This window comes from Micromonospora sp. D75 (assembly GCF_018070405.1).
Classification (GTDB): domain Bacteria; phylum Actinomycetota; class Actinomycetes; order Mycobacteriales; family Micromonosporaceae; genus Micromonospora; species Micromonospora chalcea.
Map to the genome: position 1 here is coordinate 1 of NZ_JAGPXV010000771.1, position 2,487 is coordinate 2,487.

Annotated in this window: 2 protein-coding genes and 1 riboswitch; of the genes, one reads left to right on the forward strand and one right to left on the reverse strand. The window is 75.4% G+C overall.

Annotated elements, in window-relative coordinates:
• On the reverse strand, positions 1–986 hold a 986-nt coding region (locus KBX39_RS28815; RefSeq protein ID WP_210873553.1), incomplete at its 3' end, for a PrsW family intramembrane metalloprotease.
• Between the two features lie 65 nt (positions 987–1,051).
• Positions 1,052–1,174: riboswitch (SAM riboswitch) on the forward strand.
• A gap of 48 nt (positions 1,175–1,222) precedes the next feature.
• On the opposite strand from KBX39_RS28815, the gene KBX39_RS28820 reads away from it, so the two are divergent.
• A complete protein-coding gene (locus KBX39_RS28820) occupies positions 1,223–2,485 on the forward strand; it encodes an aminotransferase class V-fold PLP-dependent enzyme (protein ID WP_166457584.1) in 1,263 nt (420 codons plus the stop codon).
• Positions 2,486–2,487 lie beyond the last annotated feature (2 nt).

Below are 2,487 nucleotides of genomic sequence, written 5' to 3' on the forward strand. Positions count from 1 at the left end.
GGCGGGGTGAGCCAGCCCGCCCGCACGTAGTCCGGCAGCGTGCGCTCGGTGAGCCGGCCCTCCCAGGCGCGCAGCCAGATCGCCAGCCCCACCATGGCGAAGAAGATCGGCACCATCACGCCGATGTACCCGTAGAGCACGATCACCGTCTGCCCGGTGGCCTGGGCCAGCGAGGGCAGCAGGTTCCAGGTGCCGTGCAGGATCATCGCCAGCAGCAGGCCGGCCAGCGGGGCGAGCACCCGTACCCGCCGGTCGGCGGTACGCGCCGCGACGCCCAGCCCGACGCCGGTCATCGAGGTGAACAGCGGGTGGGCGAAGCCGAACAGCAGGATCCGGACGATGAAGATCGCGATCACCTGCTGCGCGCCGGTGGCCGGGCCGTACTGCTCCACGCCGGTGCGGTAGCCGTACCCGCCCAGGTAGAGGATGTTCTCGACCATGGCGAAGCCGACCGCGGAGAGCCCGCAGTAGACCAGGCCGTCGGTGATCCCGGAGAACTCCCGGCGCCGGAAGATCAGCACCAGGAGCGGGCCCGCCGCCTTGGTCAGCTCCTCGATGAACGGGGCGACGAGCACCGCTGTCAGCGCGGCGGGCAGCCCCAGGTCGTCGAACAGCCGCGCGCCGGTCTCGTTGACCAGCAGCGAGATCGCGGTGGAGACGAAGGCGCCCCACGCGAAGCAGAAGATCAGATACTTCAACGGCTCCGGCTCGTAGCGGTCGAGCCACAGGAAGCAGGAGACCAGCACCGGCACCGGCAGGATCGCCGCGACCAGGCCCACCAGCAGCGCCTCGGCGCCGAGGCTCTCGCCCAGCGTGAAGACCATGAACAGCGCGCCGGCCGCGATCAGCAGCACCACACCGGCCAGCGCGAGGAAGCGCCGCCAGCCGAGTCGGCGCAGCGGCATCCGGGGCGTCGGCCCTCCCGGCGACGGGGCGGCGGGCGCGGGCGGCGGCGGCAGGGCTCCGCCGGGCGGGGTGTCGGCCATGCGGTCAGCGTAGTCACCCGCGACCCACTGGTCCGGGCCGAACGCTACGGCTATGCTCCCGAACAGGTCACGAGCGCCAGCGTCAAGCCCCGGCTTGCTGGCCGGCAACCCTCGTCGAGGTTCGCGGTGGGGTGCCCCGGGTGATGACCGGGCCCAGCGCCGCTCCGCGTGCTGGGCAAGCGCGGACCCCGTCCCGGCACCACCCGGGGTCCACCTGTGACCCGGGAGGCTCCGGCATGACCCTCACTCTCGTACCCCCGTCGCCAGTGCTGCCCGCACCGGTCCGGCCCGACCCGCTCGGCGTGCTCGGCGTACCGGGGGAGATCAACCTGGACCACGCCGCCAGCGCGCCGTGCGCGCGGGCCGCGGCCGACGCGGTGGCCGGGCTCCTTCCCTGGTACGCGAGCGTGCATCGCGGCGCGGGCGCGCTGTCCCGGCGCTGCACGCTCGCCTACGAGCAGGCCCGGCAGACCGTCGGCGACTTCCTCGGCGCCCGCCCCGACGACCACGTGATCTTCACGCGGAACACCACAGACGCGCTGAACCTGCTGGCCCGTGCGCTGCCCGCGGGCACCACGGTGATCACGTTCGGCGGCGAGCACCACGCCAACCTGCTGCCCTGGCCGCGCGGCTCGGTACGCCTGCCGGTGCCGGACAGCCCGGCCGGCGCGGTCCGGTCCCTCGCGGCGGCGCTCGGCGAGCTGGCCCGCGACGCCCGGCCCGGCCTGCCGGTGCTGGTCGCGGTCACCGGCGCCGGCAACGTCACCGGCGAGGTGTGGCCGATCGCCGAACTGGCCCGGGTCGCCCACCGGCACGGCGCCCGCATCCTGGTCGACGCCGCGCAGCTCGCCCCGCACGCCCCGGTCGACCTGGCCGCGCTGGACGTGGACTACGTGGCGCTGTCCGGCCACAAGCTGTACGCCCCGTTCGGCGCGGGCGTGCTCGCCGGGCGGGCGGACTGGCTGGACGCGGCCCCGCCGTACCTGGCCGGTGGCGGCGCCACCAGCCACGTCGGCGCGGCCACGCACGAGGTGCGGTGGACCACCGGCCCGGCCCGGCACGAGGCCGGCACCCCGAACCTGCTCGGCGCGGTGGCGCTGGCGGCGGTCTGCGCCGCGCTCGGCGAGGCCGACCGGCAGGCGCTGCACGTACGGGAACAGGCGCTGCTGACCCGGCTGCGCCGCGGCCTCGCCACGCTGCCCGACGTGGTCGAGCTGCGCATGTTCGGCCCGGACGCCCCACGGGTGGGCATCGTCAGCTTCGTGGTCGCCGGGCGGGACTCCGCCGACGTGGCCGCGCATCTGGCGAGCCGGCACCGGATCGGGGTACGGGACGGCCTGTTCTGCGCCCACCCGCTGACCCGTCGCCTGCTGGCCGAGGCCGCCGCCCGTACCGGCCGCACCGACCTGCCCCCGACCGCCCTGCGCGCCAGCCTGGGCCTGGGCACCACCGAGCCCCAGGTCGACGCCCTCCTGACCGCCCTGTCCCACCTCCCCTAACC